Origin of the sequence: Gordonia hongkongensis, from assembly GCF_023078355.1 — a bacterium.
GTDB classification, from domain to species: Bacteria; Actinomycetota; Actinomycetes; order Mycobacteriales; family Mycobacteriaceae; genus Gordonia; species Gordonia hongkongensis.
The window spans coordinates 1,150,370-1,174,957 of the sequence record NZ_CP095552.1; the positions used below are offsets into that span (position 1 = coordinate 1,150,370).

The window sequence follows — 24,588 nt, forward strand, 5'->3', positions numbered from 1 at the left end:
CACGACGCCAACCGTCAAAGCGACGGTCGGGCACAAAGAACTGCGCTTGTGGGAGTGCATAAATGTGGCCTTGTGGCAGCATTACACGCGGGGTCGGGGGAGATCTCGTCTCTAAATTTACTAATTCCTGGAAGGCAATACTGCGATGAATAAGGTGTCAGTCACCAATGATCAGGTTCGCACCGGGATGTTGCGATCGATCGCACCCGAAACCGGGGCGGAGTACTCGGTGGTCGTGGCGAGCCCGCGGTCGGAGCCCGAACTGTGGCGTGAGTACCTCGCCGGCGCGGACGCGTCGTACCACCGCCACGGGTGCGCGGCCGCACTCGAGTACGACGAGGTCGCCGGCGGCGAGGGCACCGCGATGTTCTTCGCGGTGCTCGACAGCGAGGGCAAGGTTGTCGGCGGACTACGGGTCCAACCCCGGTTGGAGGCGGCTGCGCAGTCGCACGCGCTGGTCGAATGGGCGGGTCAGCCCGGTCAGGTGCAGCTCGTCAACGCCATCGAAGAACGCCTGCACGACGGCATCGTCGAGGTCAAGACGGCCTGGGTGGACGAGCGATCGGCGATCGCGGGGTCGGTGGCCGGTCAGTTGTCGCGGTTGGGGCTGGTCATCATGGAGATGTCCGGGGTCGAGGCCATGATGGCGACCGCGGCCGACCACGTTCTGCGCCGTTGGCAATCCGGTGGTGGACGCCTCGACGAGTCGGTGTCCGCGACGCCGTTCCCCGACGACCGGTACCGCACCCGGCTCATGTGGTGGGACCGCGCCCGGCTCGACACCCTCACCAGCCCGGAGACCTGGCGTCGGATGCGCCGGGAGGCCGACGCACTCCAGGCCGCGACGACTCAGCGCCCGCTGGTCCGGCTGTCGATGTCGACGAAGTCGGCCGGGCGTCGGTAGAAGACCTCGTACAGGCTGGCCGACGGCGGAGACACCGTCCGCTCGGCGTCGGCGGCATGTGCGCTCGGCGCGCCGTCGTTCCAGGTCACTGCGTCGATGGATTTGATGACCGTGGTGTCCCGGCCGTTCTCCTTGGCCTGATACACGCAGGCGTCGGCCTGGCCCAGGAGGTTGCCGATCACGTCGTCGGTCGAATAGGCGGTGTCGAAACGGCCGGAGACCAGCGGGTCGCCGGCGACGCGCAGCGGCGCGCAGACACCGCCGACGCTGATGGTGACCGGCGCTGCGGCGGCGACGGCGGCCCGTAGGCGTTCGGCGCTGAGCCACAGTTCGTCCGCGTCGTGGACGACGTGGAACATGAGGAACTCCTCGCCGCCGTAGCGGCACACCTCCGAACCCACGGGGGCGTGCTCGCGGATCGCGGCCGACGCCGCCAGCAGCACGCCGTCACCGGCGAGGTGGCCGTACTGGTCGTTGATCTTCTTGAAATGGTCGACGTCGAGCAGCAGGATGCCGATCCAACCGGTGGACGACCGTGCGGCCGAGAGGAGCTGCGATGCGCGGATCAGGAAGCCGCGCCGGTTCAGCAGGCCGGTCAGCGGGTCGATCCCGACCAGGCGGGTCTGCTGATCGAGCACGGCCTCCATCGACTTGCGCAATGCGACGACCAGGAAGACCGGCACCACGATCAGGCCGAGCATCGCGCCGAAGCTGATCAGGTACTCCGGCAGCGAGGGCGTTGTCACCGCGAGGACGGTTGCCGCACAGACGACCGCCAGCGCCAGATGGGACAGGATGAGTCGGGTGGTCGCCGAGATCGCGCCGATCGCCGGGATGACCGCGACGATGGCGAGGACGAGCGTCGACGATCGTGGCGAGGCCAGGATCATCGAGGTGCCGCAGATGCCCACGATCCCCAACCCGCCCAGGAACGCGAACTCGAGGTCGGTCAGCCGGGCGCGGATGGCCGTCACCGCGAAGACGACCGCGATGAACGACCAGATGGTGAGCAGGATGGGCATGCCGCCCGGGTACAGCGTCTCGGGCGCGAGCACGCTGATGACCGGCAGCGGGATGACACCGCCGGTGCTGATCAGTGTCGCCATCGACCGGGCGTCGTAGCGCCGGAGCACCCTCCTGATCAACGACATCTACCACGACCGCTTTCCGTCGGCGGCTGTGGGGACAGCCGCTTGTTCGCCGAGATTCGCATTAATGCCACTGCGACTGCATTGGCGGAAACCGCGTAATCTTTCGTGTCCTACACATAGGCAATGAAAGCACCTTACCAGCAGTTTTGCCGCTTCTCGCGGAATCGTTAGCAGCGCTGCCGAGAATAGTGGCGAATCGCCGGCCGCGTCGGTCTCAGATTTTGTGAACATCTGTCAAAAGAAATCGATGTCTCGACCCGGGCCCACGAAAATTGCACACGGTTTCGTCGAACCGTCGCGGCGGGCATTTGTGAGAACGGTCATGACGGCCGGCCCTGGTCCGCCAGCGGTGGCGCCTCGTCCTCCTTCCCGGAAGCGGACCGGCTGAGTAGTATCTCCGCGATGGAGAACTGCGGCGCCCCCGGCGTCGCCCTGGGGGGATCGGACCAGCGAATGACGTCGTGTTGACGTTCGGCACCTCGGTGATCGCGGTGTCGGTCGACCCGTACCACCGAGCCGTCGTCGCGTATGGCTACGAGACGTCGGCCGCGGCCGCCGAGCGCTTCATCGAACAGGTGCTGATGCCCATCAGTCCGCGGGCGCGTTTCCAGCGGCGGTCGGACTTCGACTGGCTCATCCACCTCCCGTGGACCGGCGCCGGTGACGACGAGAGCGGACGCAACGCACTGATCGAGGCGGCCCGTACCAAACTCGGTGCGCACACCGTGAGCGACGGGGAACGCAACTGGTTCCTCGACGTGTGCATGGGCGTCGCCGTCGGCGATGTGCACCTCGCCGCCGAGTCCGAGGACGATCTGGTCCGCCACGCCGATGCCGCCCTGTGCATCGCGCTGAGCAGCCGCACCGCCGTCGCATTCGCATCGCCGACGATGCTGCGCCACATCCGGGCCGAGGTCGACCTCGCGGGTTGGCTCACCAGATCGGTCGAGCGCGACTTCTCGGTCTTCTATCAGCCGATCGTCGCGGTACCCGACCGGCGGGTCGTCGGGTACGAGTCGCTGCTCCGGTGGCACACCGAGTCCGGTGTGCTGGCTCCGGACGCGTTCCTGTCTGTGGCCGAGGGGATCTCGCTGCTCGCCCCCATCGGACGGCATGCGATCGGCGAGGCCATCCGGGACCTGTCGGGGGCGATCACCCGGAACGTCGGGCCGAGCACGTTCGTCTCCCTCAACCTGTCCGGGCAGCAGTTGTGGGACGACGGGCTCGTCTCGTACGTCCACGGCCTGATCGACGGTCATGGTGTCGAGCCGTCGAGGGTCTGGGTCGAGGTGCGGGAGGACCAGGCGATCCGGGTCGACACCTCCGCGTCGCGGGCGATCGACGCGCTCCACGAACTCGGCTGCACGATCTGCATCGACGACCTGGGGGCCGGGTTCTCGGCCCTGCGCTACGTCCGCGATCTCCCGGTCGACGTCCTGAAGGTCGATCGGACGCTCATCGCGCAACTGGCCGACAGCTCGCCCGATCGCGCCGTCGTCCGCGCGATCGGTGAGATGGCCGCCGCCACCGGGGTGAAGATGGTCGCCGAGGGGATCGAATCCGAGGCGTTGCTCCCGATGCTCGAGGAGTTCGGGTTCGACTACGCCCAGGGCTTCCTGTTCGGCCGCCCGGCGCCGCTCGTCGAACTGTTCGGGTCTGACCGGTAGCGAAGGCTAGGTGCCCGATTTCGTTGTGGCGCAGCGTATTGCTCCCTGGGGTGCGAAGCGTGGCCGATCCTGCTCCCTGAGGTGCGAGCGAAGCGAGCCTCGAAGGGCGTGGTGAACATTTCTTGCCAGGCCCTTCGAGGCTCGTCGCTATCGCTCCTCGCACCTCAGGGAGCGAAAGGCTGTCGCTATCGCTCCTCGCACCTCAGGGAGCGAAAGGCTGTCGCTATCGCTCCTCGCACCTCAGGGAGCAGAGAGAGACGGCACCGCTTTACCCGACAGACCAACGGTTCTGCGGTTCGTTCGGACTAGGGAGCGGGATGATTCGTCGTCGATGGCACCCCCCTTCGACATGCGGCTGCTTCCTCAAATGTGTTGGGGCTTTAGACGATCAATTCATGTGACCGTACTGGTCTCGATCGCCTGTGGTCGGCTGGCCGACTCCACCTCGATCCGCCGCGGCTTGGCCTTCTCGGCGACCGGGATGGTCACGGTGAGAACGCCGTTGTCGTAGCGCGCCGAGATGGCCGCGCTGTCGATGGCGTCGCCGAGAGTCAGTTGGCGGCGGTAGGTTCCGGAGAATCGTTCGCTCGTCAGCCACTGCACGCCCTCGTCGGACGGCGTGCTCCGCTGGGCGGAGAGGGTGAGGACCCCGTTGTCGACGCTGACGTCGATGGAACCGGGATCGGCGCCGGGCAGATCGGCGATGAGCAGGTAGTGGTCCTCGACCTTGTACAGGTCCAGGGGCATGAAGCGGGGAGTGCGGGCAGTTCCGGCCGCTGAACCGGTCATCATGCCTCGGGTCCAGGCATCCATGTCGGAAAAGGGATCGAAACGAAGCACAGCAGTTCACCTCCTGATTCTCAAGGCTGCTCGCCACCCGTTAGACGAGCAGTTCATCGCTGTACTGCCAACGAAGATAGCACCGGATCCGGCACTCGTCTAGCACTCTGGAGGTGAGAGTGCCAGATTTTTCCGGGGCCCGAAGACGACGCCGCCCGACCGCGAGTTCGACTGTGCCGGAGTGGGTCCGGTCTGCGCCGGCGTGGCTGCCGGAGGGTCGAACGACGCGATCGGGCGGGGTCGGGTCAGGGTCAGTCGGTGAGCTCGGTGGCGTCGATGCTGAACCCGGCGTTGCGGAGACGGTCGATGAGAGCGTCGCCCATCGCCACGGCGGTCGTCAGCACTCCGGCCCGCTTGGGCAGGTGGTCGCGGTCGAGGGCCAATGCCAGCGCGCTCTCGGCGAGCATCACCGCGGTGGCCTTGTAACCGGGATCGCCCTGGGCGCGCATCCGGGCCTTGTAGCGTCGTCCGGTGGTCGTCCGCGTGAACGTGTCGACCACGAAATAACCGTTCTCGCGCGCCTTTTCGCTGGGTCCGTCACCGGGCTTCGGCAACACGCGGTCGAGGACACGTCGCGTGGGGCCGAAACTCATCGCTCCCATGAACGCGCCGGTGCCGACCGCGACGGCGCCGGCGATCAGGGTCGACACCGCGGGGACGCCGCCGACGCTCATCGTCTCCGCGTAGTGGAAGTCCTTGCCGTAAGCGTTGTCCAGCAACGCATTCGAGCGCCGCACGATCCGGGTGTTGTGGGCGGCCATGAAGAAGGGCGCGAGGGTGCCGCGCAGCGACGGGTCGACCTTCTTGGCGTTGATGATGGACAGGTCGCTCGGTTCGTCGGACAGGCTGACCCGCGGGACCTCGCCGGGGCCGCCCGAGAGGGCCTGCGGGTTGAGCATGAGCCGTCGGGACTGGGCGTTGCGGGCCTCCTCGGCGATGACCCGCATCGAGTCGATCGTTCCGCCGGAGATCCCGCCGCGGAAGGACGCGACGACGAGGGTCGTGTCGGTCATCTCGCCGGCGGCGTCGTCGGAGACCTTTCGATGCAGCGCGTAGGTGGTGATGTCGGAGGGCACGGAGTCGAAGCCGCAGGAGGGCACGATGCGGGCCCCCGAGGCGGCGGCGACGTCATGGACCTTGTCGATCGCGTACCGCACGAACGGCACCTCGCCGGTGAGGTCGACGTAATCGGTGCCGGCGGTGGCCGCCGCCACGATGAGGGCCTCGCCGTACTTGAGGTAGGGGCCGACGGTGGTGCAGACGACCTGGGTGCGCGCGACCATCGCGTCGAGCGCCGCGGGTGATTCCGCGTCGGCGATGATCAGCGGCCAGTCGTGTGCGCGCAACGGCAGCCGCTTGCGGGCGTCGGTCAGCTTCGACTCATTGCGGCCCGCCAACGCGATCTTCGTACCGATCGGCGCGTGGTCGGCCAGATACCGTGCCGTGAGTTCGCCGACGAAGCCGCTGGCGCCGTAGACCACGACGTCGAATTCGCGGCCGTGGGAGGTGGATGATGTCGTGTCGGTGTTCGATTCCCCGCTCATCTTCCCGACCTTACGTGGGACCGGGGTCACACGTAACCGTTGAGTCGGGCGAGACGGTCACGACGCCCGCCGAGCGGCGAGGCGCGCGGCGAAGGGCGCCACGAACAGCATGAGCAGGACGCGCAGGATCTGGGCGGCCACGACGAACGCGACGTTCCCGCCCGCCCCGGTGGCGGCGGCGAGGACGGCGTAGATCCCGCCCGGAGTGGTCGCGAGATAGCAGTCGAACATCGACTCGCCGGTCCACGCGGACAGCACGACGCCCAGCAGGGCGCAGCCGGCGCCGATGACAAGGATCAGCACGAGCGCCAGCGGCAGGACACGGCCGATCGCACGCAACCGCGGCATGGTGAATCCGAGGCCCGCCTGCCAGCCGATCACCGCGTAGGCGACCGCCAGCAGTGCGGGGGACACCTCGGCGGAACCGGCGATCCCGGTCAGCTCGGCCGCGGTGGCCAGCGCCAGCGGACCCAGCAGACCGGCTGCGGGCATGCGCAGCAACCGGCCGAGCGGGATCCCGACGCCCAGGCACACCGCCAGCAGCAACAGTCCCCAGCCCTGATTCTGCAGAGTTTCCGCCGACCAGGCGTCGGGTCCCGGTGCGACGGCTCCGCTTTCGGCACCGAACACGAGCGAGGCGACCACGGGGATGGTGACGGTGACCAGCGCGACGCGCAGGTACTGGATGACCGCGACCATCCGTTCGTCGCCGCCGAACTCGCGGGTCAGCGCCACCAGCCCGGACGCGCCGCCCGCGACGAGTGCCAGCGAGCCGGTCAGGGAGTCGACGTCTCGGTGCAGCCCGAGCAGGGCGCCGCAGGCGATCGAGATGACCAGTGTCCCCAGGCCGATGACGAGTACCGGGAACCACGACGACCCGAGTCCGCCGACGGTCTCGGGCTCGGCCATCGTGCCGATGAAGACGCCGAGGACACCCTGCGACGCCACGAACGCCCATCGCGGGACGATCGGGTCGTCGGATTCGTCGGCGTCGGTGTTCGTCCGGCCGGGCGCGCGCCCGGCGATCGCGAGGGCACCCGCGACCACGAGCCCCGCGAACAGGGCGGCGGCGTCGACCTCGAGGAGCTCCAGAACGAGCGTCGCGACCGCGGTGAGGAGTACCAGCACTGTCCAGCGACGCACTGGCTCCACAGTAGGCCCGCCGCCGGGAGCGGAGCGAGCGGGGCGAATGTCGCCGCCGGGAGCGGAGTGAGCGGGACCTCAGACCGGCCGGGCGGTCCCGACGGTCAGCGCGCCGAACGGCTTCGGTACGCCGGGCTGATAGAACGCATCGACCGGCCCGAGTGCGAAGCCGGCGGCAGTGAGCTCGGCGCGTACGTCGCGGGTGAGATGGCAGCCGCCTGCGACGCGTTTCTGGATCGGTTCGAGTCGGCGCTGCCACCGCCGGACGCGGGCGTCGGGGGCGGAACCGTGTTCGAGGAATCCGAGTTGTCCGTCCGGACGCAGCACGCGGCGGAGTTCGGCGAGCGCCGCCTGGTGGTCGGGGATGGTGCACAGGGTGAAGGTGGTGAGCGCGGCGTCGAACGAGTCGTCGTCGAACGGCAGTCGTTGGCCGTCGAGTCCGGCACGTTCGATGGGCACCGGGGAGGTGGCGACGCGGTCGGCGGCCATCGACCATCCGACGGTCGACGGTTCGACGGCCGCGACCTCGGTGAGCCCGGCCGGGTAGACGCCGACGTTGAGGCCCGAGCCGAAGCCGATCTCGATCATCCGGCCGGACAACGACGCGCAGGCCCGCGCGCGCAGCGGGGTCAACGCCGCCATGCCGCAGGTGCGCTCGATGAGGTGCGGCAGGACTCGATCGTCGTAAAAGCCCACGTGACGAGGGTAACCCCGCTCCCCGCCGCGATGTGTGGACTCGGGAGAGCACTAGGCTTGTGGGATGAACCGACCGGCCCAGAACGCCCCCGGGCCCAACCCGTCCACACTGCAGGCCCGGGTCATCGTCGACGAGATGATCCGCGGCGGTGTCCGCGAGGCCGTGCTGTGTCCGGGGTCGCGCAACGCGCCGCTCGCCTTCGCCCTCCACGCCGCCGACGCCGCCGGGCGATTGCGTCTGCACGTGCGGATCGACGAGCGCTCGGCGGGTTATCTGGCTCTGGGGCTCGCGGTGTCGTCTGGACAGCCCGTCCCCATCGTGATGACCAGCGGCACCGCCGTGGCGAACATGGGACCGGCGGTCTTCGAGGCCAACTATGCGCGGGTGCCCCTGGTCGTCGTCAGCGCCAACCGGCCGTACGAGCTGCTCGGTTCCGGCGCCAACCAGACCGTCGAACAGTTCGGCATCTTCGGGACCCAGGTGCGTGCGGCGATCAGTCTGGGCCTCGCCGAACAGGATCTCGACACCAACAGCCAGTGGCGGTCGGCGGTCGGTCGCGTGCTCGCCGCCGCCCGGGGCGCGCGTACCGGCAACGCCGGCCCGGTGCAGTTCGACATCCCGCTGCGCGAACCGCTGGTCCCCGACCCGGACGAACTCGCCGGCCCCGACCCGTCGACCGACCTCGGCTCCTTCTCCGGACGGCCCGGCGGACTGCCCTGGACGCAGGCGCCGGTCGGCAAGCTCGACGTCCCGCTGCCCATCGACCTGTCCCTGGACACCGTGGTCGTGTCGGGGCACGGGTCGGGTGTCCATCCGGGGCTTGCCGGGATCCCCACGGTCGCCGAACCGACGGCACCGCGGCCGGTGACGCCGCTGCATCCGCTGGGCCTGAACTCCGTCCGGCCCCAGCAGGCGATCATCTGCGGTCGGCCGACGCTGCACCGCGGGGTGTCCCGCCTGCTCGCCGACCCCGAGGTCCGCGTCTACGCGCTGACCACCGGTCCGCGCTGGCCCGACGTCTCCGGCAACGTCTACGCGACCGGCACCCGGATCGAGGTCGTCGGCGAGCCGCGCGAGGACTGGCTCAAGGAGTGCGCGGCGGTACAGGAGCGGGCGGCCTTCGCCGTCACCGCCGAACTCGACGAGCCGGGCCCGGCCACCGGGCTCCACGTCGCACGGGCGGTCAGCGACGCCATGGCCGCCGGCGACCAACTCGTCGTCGGCGCCAGCAACCCCATCCGGGACATCGCCCTGGCCGGCCGGATCACCGACGGGGTGCGGGTCCTCTCGAACCGCGGGGTCGCGGGTATCGACGGAACCAATTCGACGGCGATCGGTGCCGCCATGGCACGTGAACGGGATCAGGCCGGCGCGCGGACCATCGCCCTGATGGGCGACCTGACCTTCGTGCACGACGCGACCGGTCTGGTCATCGGCCCGGGCGAGCCGCGCCCGACATCGCTGCGGATCGTGGTCGCCAACGACGACGGCGGCGGGATCTTCGGTCTGCTCGAACAGGGCGACCCGCGCTACAACACCGGGCTGTACGCCGGGGCCTACGAGCGGGTCTTCGGGACCCCGCATCGGACCGACATCGCGTCGATGTGCGCGGGTTTCCACATCCCGCATCGTCGGGTCGGGGTCGGTGAGGTCGGCGCGGTGCTCGCGGAGGAGCCTGCTCCCGGCGGGATCGAGGTCGTCGAGGTCGCCACCGACCGCGAACGGCTGCGATCCGTGCACGCGGCGATCGCGGCGCGACTGCGGTAGGGCTGTCGGTGCGTCCCGGCGGTGCGCGACCGGTCGGTCCGGACGCCGGCGGATCGGTGCCCGCTAGTCTGAACGGCATGAATCCGGTGATCCAGCGACGCGTGCAGCTCGGCCTGCTCGTCGTCGGCGTGACGATCACCTTCATGGCGATGACGCTCATCGCCGGTTGTTTCAAGAACGATGCGACGATCGAGGCCAGCAAGGCGACCGTGATGGCCGAGGTCGTGTCCGTGGACAGCCTGCACGCCGCGGTGAATTTCCAGACACCCGACGGCTCGTTCCACAGTCCCCGCTTCGGGCTGCTGTATCCGACCGAGCTGAGCGAGGGACAGCGCATCAGCGTCGACTACGCGGTCTACAACCCGGATCTCGCTCGCCCGACCGGCCGCACCGCGGTGCTGTCGATCATCCCCGCCCTCTCGGTGATGGTCGGAGCGTGGCTCGTGATCGGCCTGCTGATGGTCGGGGTCGCGGAGTCCAGTCGCCGCTGGGCCCGTCGCGGCACCGCCGACGACGCTGTCGCCGAGGACTCCGACGCCGGCAGCGACGCGGCAGAACGGGACCCGGCCGCGGCCGACCGGGACGAGACCGTCAGCCCGGGATCACCCTGAGGTCTCCGCCGGCGACGACGATCGCCTCGGCGTCGGTCAGGAAGTGCAGCCGGTGCTCGGCGCCGAACCGTTGCCTCGTCGCCTCGATCGGTCCGCGACCCCCGACGGTGCCCTCCGCGTGCGGGATCACCGTGGTGTCGATGAGGCCGAGGCCCGCGGTCGAGGTCAGGGGTGCGGCCTCGGCGGGATCGTCGAGCAGCGCCAGGGGAGCGATGTCGGGGCCGACAACCGCGGCGCCCGCGCTGACCCCGATGTAGGGGAGGCCGGCGCGGACCGCGTCGACGAGGGTGCGGTCGGCACCCGCCAGGCGCAGCGCCCCGAGCAGGTGGAAGGTGTTGCCGCCGGCGACGAACACCGCGTCGACCCCGGCGAGCTCCCGGGTGAAGACGGCTGACCCGGTCAGTTCTGGATCGAGGTCGGTCACCTCGAAACCCTGCTGCCGAAGGGTGTCCCGCTCGAGGTCGAGCCACGCGTGATCGGTATAGATCGACGACGCGGTGGGGACGTAGCCGATGCGGCAGCCCGGCCCGGTCAACGGGGCGAGGAACTGCGGGACCGGGGTGAGCCAGCGACTCAGCAGCAGGAGGTGGGTGTCGGCCACCCCTCCACTCTGCCCGGTGGCCGGGGCAACGCACCGTTCATCCTGAATTGGGTGGGCCGACACGTGCGCCGTGTGGTCCGGTCAATTCTGCGGGGGACGATCGCGATCATGCGCGTCGCGATCGTCGCCGAGAGCTTCCTGCCCCAGATGAACGGGGTGGTCAATTCCGTCCTCCGGGTTGTCGACCATCTCGAGTCCACCGGCCACACCGCCGTCGTCATCGCACCCGACACCCCGCGCGGCGTGCCGGGCGGGCCGCGGATGGTCGGCCGCCGGACCCCGGTGCACCTGCTGCCCGCGGTGCAGGTGCCGCGGGTGACCTCGCTCCCGGTGGGAGTGCCGTCGCCGCTGCTGTACCGCACCCTGCGCGACTTCGAACCGGATGTCGTCCACCTGGCGTCACCGTTCGTGGTGGGTGCCGCGGGCGCAGTCGCTGCCCGGGCGCTCGGCGTGCCCGTGGTCGCCGTGTTCCAGACCGACGTCGCCGGGTTTGCGGCAGCGTACCGGCTGGGCGCGGTGGAGAAGCTGGCCTGGCGCTACACACGCCGGCTGCACGAGATGTGCGACCTCACCCTCGCGCCGTCGACCGCGACGCTGGAGGTCCTCGCCGCCCACGGCATACCGCGACTCGCGCGCTGGGGTCGCGGCGTCGACGTCGGACTCTTCTCGCCGGACAAGCGCGACCCGTCGCTGCGCGCGGACTGGCTGGGTGCCGCCCGCGACGCACTGGTGGTCGGGTTCGTGGGTCGGCTCGCGCCGGAGAAGCACGTCGAGCGCCTGGCCGGACTGTCGGGGAACCCGCGTGTGCAGTTGGTGATCGTCGGGGACGGCCCCGAGCGGGACCGGCTCCAGCGCGCGATGCCGGATGCGGTGTTCACCGGCGAACTGCGCGGGGAGGCGCTGGCCCGCGCGTACGCGAGCTTCGACGTCTTCGTGCACGCCGGCGAACACGAGACGTTCTGTCAGGCCATCCAGGAGGCGATGGCCAGCGGTCTGCCCGTGATCGGCCCCGACGCGGGCGGCCCCCGCGACCTGGTGTCGGCGTTCCGGACCGGATATCTGCTGGCGGTCGGACGCTTCGCCGAGGAGCTGCCCGCGATCGTCGAATCCCTGCACGACGAGTCGGTCCGGGCGGCGTTCGGCCGAGCCGCGGTACAGGCCGTGCGTGCGCGCACCTGGCCGTCGGTGTGCGCGGAGCTCGTCGGCCACTACGCGCGCGTGACGGGCCGCGGAGTCGTCACCGAGGTGGGGCGGCCCGCCTGAGGTCGCGGCCGACCGCCCGGCGAGACGACGCACCTCACGGCGGTCCTGGCCCGAACGACCGGTAGCGTGATCGGCATGTCATCGACGGGCGCGACACCACCGGAACGAGCGGGTCTGGGCCGGAGTGTCGGCCGGGCAAGTCTGGAGAAGGACCCGGCCGAGGTCGCGGCCATGTTCGACGGCGTCGCACGCCGCTACGACCTCACCAACACGGTCCTGTCGTTCGGCCGGGATCGCGGCTGGCGCAAGAAGACTCGTAGGGCACTCGACCTGCGTCCGGGCGACGTCGTCCTCGACCTCGCGGCGGGCACCGCGGTGTCGACCGTCGAACTCGCCTCCTCGGGGGCGCACTGCATCGCCGCGGACTTCTCGCTCGGCATGCTCAAGGCCGGTGCGCATCGGGACGTGCCGAAGGTCGCCGCCGACGCCCTGTCGCTCCCGTTCGCCGACGATTCGTTCGACGCCGCCACCATCTCCTTCGGTCTGCGCAACGTCAACGACGTCCCGACGGCGCTCGCCGAGCTCCGTCGGGTACTCAAGCCCGGCGGACGTCTGGTGATCTGCGAGTTCTCCACGCCGACGCTGAAGCCGTTCCGCACGGTGTACATGGAGTACCTGATGAAGGCGCTGCCCGCGGTCGCGACCAAGGTGTCGAGCAGCCCGGCCGCGTATGTCTATCTCGCCGAGTCGATCCGGGCGTGGCCGGACCAGTTCGCGCTGGGCGACCTCATCCGCGACGCCGGGTTCACCGGGGTGCGGTGGGAGAACATGACCGGTGGGATCGCCGCGATCCACTCGGCGCGGGCCTAGTGGTGTGTCTCGGAAATAAGTGACTGGTCTCCGGCGCTCGATCGGCGCCTGGCTGCGTTGTCGTCGGTCGAGATAGCTCCGCTATCCCTCCCTCCTCCGCCTTGCCAGACCACCGATCGCTCCACCGGATACCGGCCACCTATTTCCTAGACACACCACTAGGAGGTCGCGGCCCGCGGGGTCTCGTCGTGCGACACCGGGCACCCGGGCGCGAAGGTGCCGAGGTCGTCGATTCGGAAACCGCCGGGATAGCTGCGAACCTGCTTCGTCTGGCGACCGAAGAGCGGTTCGGTGCGGGGTGACGCGAAGAGGCGGATCGCGAGCCCGCGAGCCTTGAGCCCGCCGCGCACCAGGACCCGTTCGACCGCGGTCGGTTTCGGATATCCGAACGCGCCGAGGAGCCGATCGTCCATGAGCGCGAACGACATCCGACGCACCACCGCCCGCGGCAGCAGCTTGTAGGGCATGAACGTGCCGAGGAGGTCGAGGGTGGCGTCGGCGACGGCGAGCGAGTCGGGACTGAAGGCGAAGTGGGCGGTCTCGTACTCGTCGTAGAACGTCTTGAAGTCGTCGTAGGTCTCGGGGATGTCCTTGATGCCCATCAGCTGGCCGAGCCGGCGGTAGTAGTTGGTGAGACCGAGGACCTCGTGGTTGGTCAGCGAGCGCCACTCATAGGAGTTGACCCACTCGACCGGGCAGACGACGAAAGTGGCCAGCACATAGAGGAAGTCGCTGTTGGGGATGTCGTACATCCCGTGCATCTGGTTGATGCGCCGGATACCGGCCCGTCCGGCCGGGCTGTCGACCCCGTGCTCGATCGGGGCGTCGAGCAGCAGGACCGTGTCGTCGTAGCGCTTCTGCGTCGACTCGGTGAACTGGCTGGTCTTGTAGAGAAGGTCGCCGATGGACGGCACCGCGTAGGTGCGGAACAGGGCGAAGCTCAACGCCTGTGTGATGCCCCACGGGAATTCCTGCGTGCCCAGGGCGCGGGCGATCGCGGTCGGGTCACCGACGGCATCCATGCGGTCGATCTCGCCGCGCAGGTGGTAGCGCTGTGCCAGGCGGTTCTGGACGGCGTGCTTGGCTCGGGTGGCGAGAGTGGATGCGGCGGACATCTTCCATCTCCTGGGTCGACGGGTGGCCTGATTCTGTCACAGCTGTGGCCGCGGCCACACGTGTTGGAACACTACAGCCCGATCGTCTCAACGCGCCACCGGGATGGCCCCGGCGGCCCCTCTCAGGAGAACGGCGGCCGCGGGTCGACCTGCCGGGAAACCCGCCCGGCGGTGCGCCAGGCCCGGGCCACGAGGTCGGCATCCTCGGCGGTGATCAGGTTGCCCATGACCCGCACCACCATGGACATCAGTTGCGGCGACCGGATGCCGGGCCGGCCCAGGGTGGGGACGGTCTTGGGCATGGTGAGCAGGCCGGCGAGACGTCGGGCGGCGGAGAACGCGAGCCCGTAGTGCTCCACCAGCACATCGCGCCACCGGTCGGTGTAGTCGTCCGTGCCGAGGAGTTCGACGGCGAGCCGGGCGGTCTCCAGGGCGTAGTCGATGCCCTCGCCGTTGAGTGGATTGACGCACGCGGCGGCGTCGCCGATCAGCATCCAGTTGCGACCCGCGACACCGGACACCGCACCACCCATGGGCAGCAGGGCGGACGTGATCCGGACGGGTGGGCCGTCGAGAGCCCACTCGTCGCGCACCATCGCGGCGTAGTGCTCGAGGATCGGTCGAAGTGCCATGTGCGCCGGACGTTTCGACGTCGCGAGCGCCCCGACGCCGACGTTGACCTGTCCGCCCCCGGCCGACCCGAGGGGGAAGACCCAGCCGTACCCGGGCAGCAGTGCGTCGTCGGGTCCCCGGAGTTCGAGGTGCGACCCCATCCAGTGCGAGTCGGCGCGCGCCGACGGTGCGTACGCCCGGGCGGCGACTCCGTAGGCGGTGTTCCGATGCCATTGTCGCCCCAGCGATTTGCCGATTCCCGAACGGACGCCGTCGGCGACGACGAGGTCGGTGACCCGCATCGTGTGTGTGCCCGCCGGCGTCGCGAAGGTCACCGCGCCCACCCGGTCGCCGTCCATCTCGACGCCGATGGCCTTGGCGCCCTCGATCATTCGCGCTCCCACCGACACCGCATGCGTACGGATGGCGTCGTCGAACTCGGTGCGCGCCACCGCGCTGCCGTAGGCGGGGAACCGGCCCGAGGGCCACCGGACCTGCTGGCGTGCGCCCCAGCCGTTGAGCAGGAGTCCGTCGATGCGCGGACGGTCGTCGAGGAGTGCGCCGAGCCCCAGCGCGTCGAGTTCGGCGACGGCCCGCGGCGTGAGGCCGTCGCCACACGTCTTGTCGCGCGGGAACACCGCGGCGTCGGCGAGGACCACATCCCGGCCGGCGGCGACGGCATGGGCGGCCGCCGCCGATCCACCCGGTCCGGCGCCGACGACGAGGACATCGGCGGAATCGGGGAAAGTAGGCGTCGTGTCCGTGCTCACCCGACCAGTATGTCCGGACCCCCGACGGGCTAGGCTCGCAGCAGGTGGGGTCTACGCGGCAGTCGCGTGTCCGCCGTCGAGTAGTTGCCGGATCAGACGAGATGGGGCCGCGTTTCCGTGAAGTCCACATTCGCCGGGGTTGACCTGGTGTCGGATGAGTTCGCCGATACGGTGCGCTCGTCGCTGCAGCGGGTCGAGGATCTGTTGCTCGCCGAACTCTCGTCGGGTGACGAGGTCATGACCGAGGCGGCGACCCACCTCGCGAAGGCCGGGGGCAAGCGGTTCCGGCCCATGTTCGCGATCCTGGCGGCCCGGTTCGGTCCGCGCCCGGATTCCGACGATGTCATCACCTCGGCGACGGTGGTGGAGATGATCCACCTCGCCACGCTCTATCACGACGACGTGATGGACGAGGCCGCGATGCGCCGCGGTGCGGCGAGTGCCAACGCGCGCTGGACGAACAGCGTGGCCATCCTGTCCGGAGACTTCCTGTTCGCGCGCGCCTCGCGACTCGTCTCGACGCTGGGCCCCGAGGCGGTGCGCATCATCGCCGAGACGTTCGCCGAACTCGTCACCGGCCAGATGCGGGAGACGGTCGGGGTCAAACCCGGCGCCGACCCCATCGAGCACTACCTGCAGGTCGTCTGGGAGAAGACCGGCTCGCTGATCGCCGCCGCCGCCCGCTTCGGCGCGATGGCCTCCGGGGCCGAGCCCGACGACATCGAGCGGCTCTCCCGCATCGGCGACATCGTGGGAGTCGCCTTCCAGGTGTCCGACGACATCATCGACATCAGCTCGGTGTCGGTGGAGTCGGGCAAGACCCCGGGCACCGACCTCCGCGAAGGCGTCCACACGCTGCCGGTCCTCTACGCGCTCACGGGCGACGACGCGACGTCGGCCCGGTTGCGCGAACTCCTGGTGGCCGCCGACGGCGCCGCCCGGCCGCTCACCGACGACGCCGAGGTTGCCGAGGCGATCGAACTGCTCGGCTCGTCGGCGGGTATGACCGCCGCCCGGGCGAAGTTGCAGGAGTTCGCCGACGAGGCGCACGCGATGCTGGCTGAACTTCCCGAGTCGCCGGCCCACCGTGCCCTGGCGTCGCTCGTGGACTACACGATCGAACGCGTGGGCTGAGGGGTCGACCGGCAGGATCTCTGCCCAGCCGGCTCAGCGACCGTCGCGGGCCATCTCCTGCAGGCGGCGGATGCGTTCCGCGGTCGGCGGGTGGGTGGCGAACATCTTGGCCATCCGGTCGGTCGCGCGGAACGGGCTCTCGATCATCATGTGCGACTGGGCCGCGATGTCGGGCTGCGGCGGCAGCGGCGCGGCCTGTACCCCGCCGGAGATCTTCGCCAGCGCTGATGCGAGTGCGAGCGGATCCCCGGTGAGTTCGGCCCCGGACTGGTCGGCCTGGAACTCGCGTGAGCGGGAGACGGCCAGCTTCACCAGGGTGGCCGCGATCGGTCCCAGCAGCGCGATGAGCAGCATCGCCAGCGGGTTCGGCGCGTTGTCCCGCCCGCCGAACGCGCCCATGAACATCGCGAAGTTGGCCAGGCCGCTGATCACCGCCGCCATCGCGCCGGCGATCGAGCTGATGAGGATGTCGCGGTTGTACACGTGGGACAGCTCGTGGCCCAGCACGGCGCGCAGCTCGCGCTCGTCGAGCAGGTGCAGGATGCCGGTGGTGCAACACACCGCGGCGTTCTTCGGGTTGCGGCCGGTCGCAAACGCGTTGGGCGACTCGGTGGGGGAGATGTAGAGGGCGGGCATCGGCTGGTGTGCCGTGGTCGCCAGCTCACGCACGATCCGGTACATGACCGGTGCCTGCAGTTCGGTGACCGGTTGCGCGTGCATCGCCTTCAGCGACATCTTGGCGCTGTTGAAGTAGACGTAGGCGTTCATGCCGACGGCGACGATCACCGATCCCCACAGGATCAGCGGGCTCTGGAACAGTGCGCCGATGCCGACGATGATCGCCGACATCAGACCCAGCAGAGCCGCCGTCTTCAATCCGTTGAAATGCATCGGGTCCTCGTCTGTCCGGCGCCGCGGGTCTCGGGCTCCGCGGGCGGCCCGGGCGAACCCGGTGCCGGCCGCGGAGTGCAGGCGCCTCATCCGGTCAAACGACGCAGCGCCCGTCTGGGTTTCCGACGGTCGGGGTTCGGTGCCGCCGACCCACCGACCGGGCGGGTCAGCGGTAGTTGACGAACTGCAGGGCGATGCCGAAGTCCTCGCCCTTGAGCAGCGAGATGACGGCCTGCAGGTCGTCGCGCTTCTTGCTCGACACGCGCAGTTCGTCACCCTGGATCTGCGCCTTGACGCCCTTCGGCCCCTCGTCGCGGATCTTCTTGGAGATCTTCTTGGCGTGCTCGGAGTCGATGCCCTGCACCAGCGAGCCGGTGATCTTGAAGGTCTTGCCCGAGCCGACGACCTCGCCGGCGTCGAAGGCCTTCAGCGAGATGTCGCGTCGGATCAACTTCTCCTTGAACACCTCGAGGCCCGCCTGCGCGCGCTCCTCGGCGTCCGAGGTGATCACGATGTTCTCCTCGCCGGACCACTCGATGCCGGTGTTGGTGCCGCGGAAGTCGTACCGCTGCGACAACTCCTTGGCAGCCTGGTTCAGGGCGTTGTCGACCTCTTGCCGGTCGACCTTGCTCACCACGTCGAACGATGAATCAGCCATGTCCGACAGGGTATGTCATGGCGATCAGCGCAAGTGGGCGGCCGCGGGGGTCTACCGGGACGTCCGACGCTGTGCCTGCTCGGCGAGGGCACGACGTGACTCGTCGTGGAGCACCTCGAGCAGTTCTCGCTCGAGGGCGACGAACTCGGGAGCGGTGAGCCCCGCCGGATCGCGCGGGCGCGGGAGGTCGACACGCACCTCGTGGACCACGGTGGCCGGGCGGGCGGACAGCACGATCACGCGGTCCGAGAGGTGGACGGCCTCGCGGACGTCGTGGGTGATCATCAGCACCGTCCACCGATAGCGCTGCCACACCGACTGCAACCACGTCTGCATCTCGGTCCGGGTGAGTGAGTCGAGGGCGCCGAACGGCTCATCGAGCAGCACCAGGTCGCGATTCGAGACGACGGTGCGCAGGAGTGCGGCGCGCTGTCGCATCCCGCCGGACAGCTGGAACGGGCGGGCGTCTTCGAATCCGGCGAGTCCGAAGGCGGGGAAGAGGTCCGCGGCCCGGCGTCGGGCCTCGTTCGTCGGCACGCCCTGCACCTGGAGCCCGAGGATGGTGTTGTCCAGCACGGTGCGCCACGGGAACAGCAGGTCCTTCTGCGGCATGTACGCGCAGTGTCCGGCGACGGCGGGTTCGGAGCCGACGGACGCGCTGCCGGAATCGGGGACGTCGAGTCCGGCCAGCAGGCCGAAGACGGTGCTCTTGCCGCATCCGCTGGGCCCGATGACGGAGACGAACTCGCCGGGCTCGGCGGTGAACGACACCCCGTCGAGGACCTCCAGGGGCGGTTGTCCGCGGCCGGGTCGCGGATAGGACTTGGTGAGCCGGTCGACCACGAGCCGGTGGTCTGGGACGAGCCGGTGGTCAGTCATGGTGGTTCCGGTCCTCGGCGCGGGCCCAGGGCGCGACGACCCGCTCGACGGCGAAGGTGAGCAGGTACAGCGTGACGCTCAGGAGCGCGGTCACCAGCACTGCCGCGAGCACCAGGTCGGTGCGGAACGAGTTCTTCTGCAGGCTCATGTAGATGCCGAGCCCCTGGGTGGCGCCGACGTACTCGGCGAACACGGCGCCCACCACCGCATAGGTGATGCCGATCCGCAGCGCGGTGAAGAACCTCGGTAGCGCGGACGGGAGCCGCACGTACCGGAAGACCTGGCGGCGGGTGGCCCCCATGCTGCGCATCAGCGCGCCGGCCTCGCGGTCGGTGGCGGCGAATCCCTCGATCAGGCCGATCGCCACCGGAAAGAACGTGACCAGGGCGATGACCAGCACCTTCGGGAGTAGGCCGAAGCCGAACCAGATGATCATCAGCGGTGCGATCGCGATGATCGGCAGGGTCTGGGAGGCGACGAACAACGGCACGAACGCCCGTCGCAGCGCCGGCGAGAAGTCGACGACGATGGCCAGCAGCCAGGCCAGGACCATTGAGACCGTGAACCCGATCAGGGTCACCTGCAGCGTCGCCGCGGCGTGCACCCCGATCTCCGCGCGGTGCGACCAACCCTGCGCGACGACGCGCGACGGCGACGGCAGCACCTGCGGCCGGATCCCGCTGACGTCGACGTAGACCTGCCAGACCGCCACCAGGACGACCACCGCGACGAGCGCGGGCGCGATGCGACGCAGGCCGGTGCTACCGAGGGTGTCGAGGTAGTCATTGGTGAAGTACGTCGACCAGTCCGGCTCGGTCGTGAGCGGCGCCCCGTCCGGGCCGGTCAGCAGACCACTGCGGTACAGGAACCCGGAGTTCCCGGCCCACTGTTCGAGCGTCTGTCGCCCGACCCGGCCGTCGGCGTCCTTCATGTACTGACCGGCGAGCATGCGCTGGCTCTCGAACACCAACTGCTCGTCGTTGAACGCACCGGGGTTGGCGGCGAGGAGGTCGCGGGCCGCCGCGTCCGGGTCGTCGGCCGCCGCCTGGTAACCGCGCTGCAGCGCCGTCACGAAGGCCGCCGCGCGGTCCGGGTTGTCCGCCAGCCAGTCCTCGTTGGCGTCGACGACGATCGCGTATGCCTCCGGGAATCCGAAGTCGGTGTAGTGGAAGTACCTCATCGGGGTTCCGCGATGCTCGGCCTCGATGCCCTCCCACGCGAGATAGGAGACGGTGAAGTCGGCCTGACCGGAGTAGACCGCCTCGTATGCCGAGGTTCCGAGGGTCACCGAGGTGAACTCGCCGGTGCCGCCGTCGTTTCGGATCACCTGCTCGAGGGTCTTCTCCTCGCCCGGGTCGCCGAAACCGGCGTATGTCTTCCCGTCGAGGTCCTTCGGGCTCGTGATGTCGCGGCGATCGGCGCGGACACCGATGCCGGTGGCCCACTTCTGCAGCGGCGCGAACACGGAGATGGTCTGCGCGCCCGATGCCCGCGAGAAGGTCGACGAGTTGTGGGTGCTGATCCCGAACTCGGCGTTGCCCGCGTCCACGATGGTGTCCACGGCGGTGTTGTTGTACGGCAGGATCTCGACGTCGAGTCCGGCCTCCTCGAACCAGCCGCGCTGCTGCGCCACGAACAAGCCCGTGTGGTTGGTGTTCGGGGACCAGTCGAGCGCGAATCGGATGCTGCCGTCCGAACCGGCGCCCGAACCGCACGCGGTGATCGCCGACGACGCGACGACCGCGGCGGCGAGCACGGTGAGGAGGCGGCGCGCGCGGGCGCTCATGCGGCGGGCCACGGTTGCGGGTTCAGCGCGGTGTCCCAGAACAGAAGCTCGAACCGGGTGGCGACGGTGAACGCCGTGGCCATCGCGGCCCGCTCCCGCTCGCCGGCGTGCGCCGCGGCCTCGTCCACGAGTTCCCTTGCCCGCGAGGCGGATTCCTGGAATTCCGGGGCGTCGTAGGTGGTCACCCACTGCGCGTAGGGGTGGTTCGGGTCGGCGGCGAGCACCTGGGCGGCACTCGCGGCCAGGGCCCGGCCGACTTCCGCGTAGATCCAGAAGCAGGGCAGGGCCGCGGCCGCGCCGACCGCATACGACTCGGTCGCGGCGACGGCCGTCAGGTAGGACACGTACCCCAGGCACGCCGGCGACGGCTCGGGCTCGCCCTCACGCGGAGGCAACTGGCCGCCGTTGAGCAGGTCGCCGTGCAGCGCCGACTCGACGGTGGCCGCGGTGGCCGAGGAGTTCGCCCAGAACCCCGCGGTCTGCGGGTCGGGGGACTTCGACGCCAGGATCGCCAGCGCCTTCGCGTACCCGGCGAGGTACAGCGAGTCCTGCTCCATGTAGGTGCGGAACACCTCGAGTGGCAGCGTCCCGTCGCCGAGCCGCCGCAGGAACTCGAGATCATCGATCGCCGTCCGCAACCCCTTCGTCTCCTCCCAGAGATGGTCGGAGAAACGGCCGGAGACCGGCATGTGCGCATGCACAGACATGACATCCCTTCGTCAGCATTACCTGGACAGGTTCTCGGGTCTCATCTCAGCCCCGCGTCGCGGAGCACCCCGTGTCAGAACGCAGACACAGTAGCAGTAGGCACGTTCGACGCACGAGGCGTCGCCGATGACGGCGCGCGGAACGACCGAGGTGGTCGACGCCGCTCACGAGCCGCCCCGGAGGGTGCGGGGTATCGCAGTGGGACGCCTGTGCCATGACCGCGCCACGGCTCGCTGACCAGCCGGTTTGCGCGTTGATGCGGTGTTCGTTGTATTCTTCACGGCGTTGTTCGTACGGCCGTCACGGTGGCCGGAAGAGCGGCACGGCAGGTTGCCCGAGCGGCCAAAGGGAGCGGATTGTAAATCCGTCGCGCAAGCTACATAGGTTCGAATCCTATACCTGCCACGGCGTGGTCCAATCTCGCGAAACTGCTCTACAGACGGTCTCCGACCAGCGATTTGTCTAGCGCAGACGCGAGTGTGTAACCTCGTTAAGGCTCTCGGGCGCAACCGCCCGGGGCACGCCCCCTTAGCTCAGTCGGCAGAGCGTTTCCATGGTAAGGAAAAGGTCGACGGTTCGATTCCGTCAGGGGGCTCGCTGGACGAGAAGTCCGCGGGGCGGTGTAGCTCAGCTGGTTAGAGCGCACGACTCATAATCGTGAGGTCGAGGGATCGAGTCCCTCCACCGCTACACATCGGGTCCGACCGGAACCGAGCGCAAGGGTCGCAAGCCCTGAGGGAACTTCCGAACCCGACCACGTACCACCCGAAAGAAGGCAATCAAGTGGCCTCCTCAACAGATGTTCGCCCCAAGATCACCTTGGCCTGCGAGGTGTGCAAGCACCGTAACTACATCACGAAGAAGAACCGCCGCAACGATCCCGATCGCCTCGAGATCAAGAAGTTCTGCCCGAACTGCGGCAAGCACCAGGGGCACAAGGAATCGCGCTGACGCCGTCGTCGGCCGTTTCGAAGTACCACCAGCAGCGGGCTGCCTCTCGATGAGGCAGCCCGTCTTGCTGTGTCGGCCGAAGGAGTAGAGCTCAATGTCACAGGTAAGCGGAGCCGAGATCCAGGATCGTCCGGACGAGGCGTCGAACGGTGGCGCGAAGCCGACCCCCGACGAGATCGCCGCCCACACCCAGAGCCTTGTCGGCTTCCATTACACGGTCGACGATTATTACGAGATCGGCCGCGAGGAGATCCGTAAGCACGCGATGGCGGTGCAGGATGCGCACCCGACCCACTGGAGCGAGGAGGGCGCCCGGGCCTTCGGTCACGACCGCCTGATCGCCGCGCCGACCTATGTGTCGGTGCTCGGGATCATCGCCCAGCGCAAGCTCTTCGAAGACGTCGTCACCGGCTACGACATGTGGCAGATCATGCAGACCGACCAGCGGCTGGTCTACCACCAGCCGATGAAGGTCGGGGACCGCCTGATCTGCGACGTCTCGCTCGAGTCGTTCCGGCACGTGAGCAGTCCCGAGATGATCGACCTGATGGTCACCAAGAACGTCATCTGGAACCAGCACGACGAGCCGGTCATGACCACGTGGACCTCCCTGGCCGCGCGTCCCGGCATGGACGTCGACCCGGAACTCGAGGCCTCCCTCGACCACGTGATGATCAAGGTCGACGCCATCGGCGAATCCGGGCACACCGTCGAGCCGAAGGCGGGTCGCTACGACCTCCCCGACCCGACGCAGTCGCCTGGCGCCTTCGGTGCCGTCGATTTCGACACGCTCACGGTGGGTCAGGAGCTCACGCCCAAGCGGTACCTGCTGACGCGCGGCAATCTCGCGAACTATGCGGGCGTGGCCGGCGACCCCAACCCGATCCACTTCTCCGACCACGTCGTGAACGCGGCCGGCATGGACGACGTCGTCGCGCACGGTATGCAGACGATGGGGCTCGGCGCGAGCTTCGTCTCCGAGTTCATCGGCGACCCGGCGGCCTTCTGCGAGTACAACGTGCGCTTCACCAGCCCGGTGTACGTCCCGGCCGACGACAGCGCGGCCGTCGACTTCACCGGCAAGGTGAAGTCGCTCGATCCTGCGACCCGCCGCGGGACCATCGCGATCACCGCCAAGCAGGGCGATCGCCGCATCTTCGGACGCGCGCAGGCCGTCATCCAGTTCAACTGATCGACCGGTCGCGAGCCGTTCGGGCGGCTCACGGACGGGTGGCGTGTACGGTCGTCGGGGGAGCGGAGGCGAGCCCGTTTTGGGTCCACCGCCCCGGTGATCTACACTGAAGTGTCTGATTGATTCAGACTTGCGCGCTACCCATAGGGTGGCGCGTTGGTTTTGTCGGCGACGAAACGTCGACGGGCCGTGAGGCCGGATCGAGAAGGACGGCAACGCCGACCACTCCGGTGGCGGGCGTCGCAAAGGGGCGTAGCTCAATTGGCAGAGCAGCGGTCTCCAAAACCGCAGGTTGCAGGTTCAAGTCCTGTCGCCCCTGCCCTGGTGAAGGGCACACGCTGACGAGAGGACCGCGAAGTTGAGCAAGCGAGACCGGGCCGCCCGCGCCAAAGACGCCGCAGAGGGTTCTGCGGCCGATTCGGCCGCGGCTGAGCTCGACGGTCGCGACGAGGCCACCGACGCGGGTACGGACGACGACACGTCGACCGCAACCGCGAAGGAGCTGCGTCCGTCCGGTAAGCGCTCGGCTCGCGGACGTCGCTCGGCGGCGGGTGCAACCGACGGTGACACTGACTCCGACACGGGGTCCGTCGCCGTCAAGGAACGCAAGACCAAGAAGAAGGCGTCTGCCGAGGAGAGCCGGAATCCGTTCGTACGGATCTGGGTCTTCCTGACGCAGGTCGTCGCCGAGCTGAAGAAGGTCATCTGGCCTACGCGGCGCGAGATGATCACCTACACGATCGTCGTGCTCGTGTTCGTCATCGTGATGACCGCGTTCATTGCCGGCCTCGACCTCGCCTTCGCCAAGGGCGTGCTCTGGTTGTTCGGCTGACCCACGCGGTGGGCTCGGCCGGCGACGAGGAACACGACCGCCAGATGAACCATAAGGAGCGT

General features: G+C 69.0%; 23 protein-coding genes, 4 tRNA genes, 1 pseudogene and 1 riboswitch. Of the genes and pseudogenes, 14 read left to right on the plus strand and 14 right to left on the minus strand.

From position 1 onward, the window contains the following. The first annotated feature begins 145 nt into the window (after nucleotides 1-145). Nucleotides 146-904, plus strand: a complete 759-nt coding sequence (locus tag MVF96_RS05185; RefSeq protein ID WP_137809702.1) for a hypothetical protein — start codon at nucleotides 146-148, stop codon at nucleotides 902-904. On the opposite strand, the gene MVF96_RS05190 is transcribed toward MVF96_RS05185, so the two are convergent. Then, nucleotides 850-2,055 (minus strand): GGDEF domain-containing protein, encoded by a 1,206-nt coding sequence (locus tag MVF96_RS05190; protein ID WP_223258822.1) that lies wholly within the window; start codon nucleotides 2,053-2,055, stop codon nucleotides 850-852. The two genes, MVF96_RS05185 and MVF96_RS05190, sit on opposite strands and share 55 nt — an antisense overlap. A 461-nt stretch (nucleotides 2,056-2,516) precedes the next feature. Here MVF96_RS05190 and MVF96_RS05195 point away from each other — a divergent pair, with 461 nt between their 5' ends. Next, nucleotides 2,517-3,722, plus strand: coding sequence for an EAL domain-containing protein (locus tag MVF96_RS05195; protein ID WP_247451562.1), 1,206 nt, complete (start codon nucleotides 2,517-2,519; stop codon nucleotides 3,720-3,722). Nucleotides 3,723-4,115: 393 nt separating this feature from the next. On the opposite strand, the gene MVF96_RS05200 is transcribed toward MVF96_RS05195, so the two are convergent. The 4 genes from MVF96_RS05200 to MVF96_RS05215 all read right to left on the minus strand — a co-directional run bounded on the left by MVF96_RS05200 (nucleotide 4,116) and on the right by MVF96_RS05215 (nucleotide 7,945). Continuing rightward, entirely contained in the window at nucleotides 4,116-4,562 is a 447-nt protein-coding gene (locus MVF96_RS05200) for an Hsp20/alpha crystallin family protein (RefSeq protein ID WP_247451563.1), read from the minus strand. Between the two features lie 251 nt (nucleotides 4,563-4,813). After that, on the minus strand, nucleotides 4,814-6,106 hold the full coding sequence (locus MVF96_RS05205) for a saccharopine dehydrogenase family protein (RefSeq protein WP_058253359.1): 1,293 nt from the start codon (nucleotides 6,104-6,106) through the stop codon (nucleotides 4,814-4,816). A gap of 57 nt (nucleotides 6,107-6,163) precedes the next feature. Continuing rightward, entirely contained in the window at nucleotides 6,164-7,249 is a 1,086-nt protein-coding gene (locus MVF96_RS05210; protein WP_247451564.1) for an AbrB family transcriptional regulator, read from the minus strand. A gap of 78 nt (nucleotides 7,250-7,327) precedes the next feature. Continuing rightward, entirely contained in the window at nucleotides 7,328-7,945 is a 618-nt protein-coding gene (locus MVF96_RS05215) for a class I SAM-dependent methyltransferase (RefSeq protein ID WP_058253339.1), read from the minus strand. Nucleotides 7,946-8,009: 64 nt separating this feature from the next. On the opposite strand from MVF96_RS05215, the gene menD reads away from it, so the two are divergent. After that, a complete protein-coding gene (gene menD / locus MVF96_RS05220) occupies nucleotides 8,010-9,713 on the plus strand; it encodes a 2-succinyl-5-enolpyruvyl-6-hydroxy-3-cyclohexene-1-carboxylic-acid synthase (protein ID WP_247451565.1) in 1,704 nt (567 codons plus the stop codon). Nucleotides 9,714-9,790: 77 nt separating this feature from the next. Beyond that, the gene (locus MVF96_RS05225; protein ID WP_247451566.1) at nucleotides 9,791-10,324 is read left to right on the plus strand and encodes a hypothetical protein; all 534 of its coding nucleotides are present in this window, start codon (nucleotides 9,791-9,793) and stop codon (nucleotides 10,322-10,324) included. Here the strand turns inward: MVF96_RS05225 and MVF96_RS05230 are convergent. Beyond that, on the minus strand, nucleotides 10,305-10,925 hold the full coding sequence (locus tag MVF96_RS05230; RefSeq protein ID WP_247451567.1) for a Type 1 glutamine amidotransferase-like domain-containing protein: 621 nt from the start codon (nucleotides 10,923-10,925) through the stop codon (nucleotides 10,305-10,307). The genes MVF96_RS05225 and MVF96_RS05230 overlap by 20 nt on opposite strands. A 108-nt stretch (nucleotides 10,926-11,033) precedes the next feature. Between MVF96_RS05230 and MVF96_RS05235 the strand changes: the two genes are divergently transcribed. Next, nucleotides 11,034-12,188, plus strand: a complete 1,155-nt coding sequence (locus MVF96_RS05235) for a glycosyltransferase family 4 protein (RefSeq protein ID WP_247451568.1) — start codon at nucleotides 11,034-11,036, stop codon at nucleotides 12,186-12,188. Nucleotides 12,189-12,263: 75 nt separating this feature from the next. Beyond that, nucleotides 12,264-12,998 (plus strand): demethylmenaquinone methyltransferase, encoded by a 735-nt coding sequence (locus tag MVF96_RS05240; protein ID WP_058253357.1) that lies wholly within the window; start codon nucleotides 12,264-12,266, stop codon nucleotides 12,996-12,998. 158 nt (nucleotides 12,999-13,156) lie between these two features. Here MVF96_RS05240 and MVF96_RS05245 read toward each other — a convergent pair whose 3' ends face one another. Both MVF96_RS05245 and MVF96_RS05250 read right to left on the minus strand, forming a co-directional pair. Further along, nucleotides 13,157-14,113, minus strand: a complete 957-nt coding sequence (locus MVF96_RS05245; protein ID WP_247451569.1) for an oxygenase MpaB family protein — start codon at nucleotides 14,111-14,113, stop codon at nucleotides 13,157-13,159. A gap of 122 nt (nucleotides 14,114-14,235) precedes the next feature. Continuing rightward, nucleotides 14,236-15,495, minus strand: a complete 1,260-nt coding sequence (locus MVF96_RS05250) for a geranylgeranyl reductase family protein (protein WP_247451570.1) — start codon at nucleotides 15,493-15,495, stop codon at nucleotides 14,236-14,238. 117 nt (nucleotides 15,496-15,612) lie between these two features. Between MVF96_RS05250 and MVF96_RS05255 the strand changes: the two genes are divergently transcribed. Continuing rightward, complete coding sequence (locus MVF96_RS05255) at nucleotides 15,613-16,629, plus strand: polyprenyl synthetase family protein (protein ID WP_068970024.1); 1,017 nt, start codon at nucleotides 15,613-15,615, stop codon at nucleotides 16,627-16,629. Nucleotides 16,630-16,662: 33 nt separating this feature from the next. Here the strand turns inward: MVF96_RS05255 and htpX are convergent, their stop codons facing one another. The 6 genes and pseudogenes from htpX to MVF96_RS05285 form a co-directional block, all read right to left on the minus strand. Beyond that, complete coding sequence (gene htpX / locus MVF96_RS05260; RefSeq protein ID WP_058253356.1) at nucleotides 16,663-17,520, minus strand: zinc metalloprotease HtpX; 858 nt, start codon at nucleotides 17,518-17,520, stop codon at nucleotides 16,663-16,665. A 166-nt stretch (nucleotides 17,521-17,686) separates the two neighbouring features. Further along, complete coding sequence (locus MVF96_RS05265; RefSeq protein ID WP_058253332.1) at nucleotides 17,687-18,178, minus strand: YajQ family cyclic di-GMP-binding protein; 492 nt, start codon at nucleotides 18,176-18,178, stop codon at nucleotides 17,687-17,689. Between the two features lie 51 nt (nucleotides 18,179-18,229). Beyond that, complete coding sequence (locus MVF96_RS05270; protein WP_247451571.1) at nucleotides 18,230-19,057, minus strand: ABC transporter ATP-binding protein; 828 nt, start codon at nucleotides 19,055-19,057, stop codon at nucleotides 18,230-18,232. Next, nucleotides 19,050-19,811, minus strand: a complete 762-nt coding sequence (locus MVF96_RS05275; RefSeq protein ID WP_336287428.1) for an ABC transporter permease — start codon at nucleotides 19,809-19,811, stop codon at nucleotides 19,050-19,052. Before MVF96_RS05275 ends, MVF96_RS05270 begins: the two co-directional genes overlap by 8 nt. Before the next feature lie 21 nt (nucleotides 19,812-19,832). Further along, nucleotides 19,833-20,843, minus strand: a pseudogene (locus MVF96_RS05280) (ABC transporter substrate-binding protein); the annotation flags it as partial. After that, nucleotides 20,840-21,550 carry a TenA family protein gene (locus tag MVF96_RS05285; protein ID WP_247451572.1) on the minus strand — a complete coding sequence of 237 codons (711 nt, stop codon included), beginning with the start codon at nucleotides 21,548-21,550 and terminating at the stop codon, nucleotides 20,840-20,842. The gene MVF96_RS05285 and the pseudogene MVF96_RS05280, both read right to left, overlap by 4 nt. Then, nucleotides 21,538-21,632, minus strand: a riboswitch (TPP riboswitch). Its footprint overlaps the gene before it by 13 nt. A 243-nt stretch (nucleotides 21,633-21,875) precedes the next feature. Between MVF96_RS05285 and MVF96_RS05290 the strand changes: the two genes are divergently transcribed. The 7 genes from MVF96_RS05290 (at nucleotide 21,876) to secE (ending at nucleotide 24,526) form a co-directional block, all read left to right on the plus strand. After that, nucleotides 21,876-21,956: transfer RNA gene (locus MVF96_RS05290), tRNA-Tyr, on the plus strand. Between the two features lie 117 nt (nucleotides 21,957-22,073). Next, a tRNA-Thr gene (locus MVF96_RS05295) sits at nucleotides 22,074-22,146 on the plus strand. 21 nt (nucleotides 22,147-22,167) lie between these two features. Beyond that, a tRNA-Met gene (locus MVF96_RS05300) sits at nucleotides 22,168-22,241 on the plus strand. Between the two features lie 93 nt (nucleotides 22,242-22,334). Next, nucleotides 22,335-22,502 (plus strand): 50S ribosomal protein L33, encoded by a 168-nt coding sequence (gene rpmG, locus MVF96_RS05305; protein WP_045823858.1) that lies wholly within the window; start codon nucleotides 22,335-22,337, stop codon nucleotides 22,500-22,502. 94 nt (nucleotides 22,503-22,596) lie between these two features. Beyond that, nucleotides 22,597-23,694: a fused (3R)-hydroxyacyl-ACP dehydratase subunits HadA/HadB gene (locus MVF96_RS05310; protein WP_065629247.1), complete on the plus strand. Its 1,098-nt coding sequence runs from the start codon at nucleotides 22,597-22,599 to the stop codon at nucleotides 23,692-23,694. A gap of 246 nt (nucleotides 23,695-23,940) precedes the next feature. After that, nucleotides 23,941-24,013, plus strand: a tRNA-Trp gene (locus MVF96_RS05315). 39 nt (nucleotides 24,014-24,052) lie between these two features. Continuing rightward, nucleotides 24,053-24,526, plus strand: coding sequence for a preprotein translocase subunit SecE (secE, locus tag MVF96_RS05320; protein ID WP_247451573.1), 474 nt, complete (start codon nucleotides 24,053-24,055; stop codon nucleotides 24,524-24,526). The last annotated feature ends 62 nt before the right edge of the window (nucleotides 24,527-24,588 follow it).